This window comes from Streptomyces sp. UNOC14_S4, assembly GCF_020740835.1.
In the GTDB taxonomy this organism is placed as follows: domain Bacteria; phylum Actinomycetota; class Actinomycetes; order Streptomycetales; family Streptomycetaceae; genus Streptomyces.
Genome location: NZ_JAINFC010001033.1, coordinates 1 through 686, shown reverse-complemented (window position 1 = coordinate 686; position 686 = coordinate 1). Strand labels below are relative to the sequence as shown.

The window sequence follows — 686 nt, the reverse complement described above, 5'->3', positions numbered from 1 at the left end:
GCTCGGGGAGGGCGGTTGTTGCGGTGGCAGGCCGGAGGGACGATCACGGTGAATCACCCGAGTCGGGGATGCGTGCTGTTGCTGGACGGCACGCCTGACCGGCGGCGCGGCGCGATGCCGAATCCGACGTTGCACGCCGTCGCGGGCGCCGATCCGCGGGGGTTCGTCGCGGCCGACGCGGTCGACGTGGTCCATCTGCCCGGCGCGACGGGACAGCAGAGCGTGCTCGCCTACCTCCAGAACGCGGCCGCAGGGCCCGGGCCGCTGCTGGTGTGGCTGACCGGACGGCTCATGACCTCTTCTTCACGCTCCTCGCGTTCCTCGCGCAAGGGCGGCGACGAGATCCACCTGGCCCTGTCGGGCAGCACCCCGGGCACCGTCCGCTACACGGGCCTGCCCTGGACGTGGCTCACCCGCACGCTCGCCGAGCGCTCCGGCCCCGTCCTGGTGCTCGCCGACGTCGAAGCCGACGCCGCCACGTGGCCGAAGGCGGCCGCCGCCGCGGAGCGGGGGCAGCTCTCCGAGGGCGTGGCGCTGTTCGGGGTGGTCACCCCCGCCCCGTCCGAGCCCTCGCCGGAGTCCGGGCCCTACACCCGGGCCTTCCTCGAAGCACTGCGCAACGGCACCCCCGGCAGCGGGCCCGCGATGGACGTGGAAGTGGTGCACCAGTGGGCGCTGACCGAATC

At 74.2% G+C, this 686-nt stretch carries 1 pseudogene; it reads left to right on the top strand.

Annotated features, from left to right (window positions below):
• Window positions 1–48: 48 nt before the first annotated feature.
• Window positions 49–686, top strand: a pseudogene (locus K6I34_RS37750) (hypothetical protein); the annotation flags it as partial.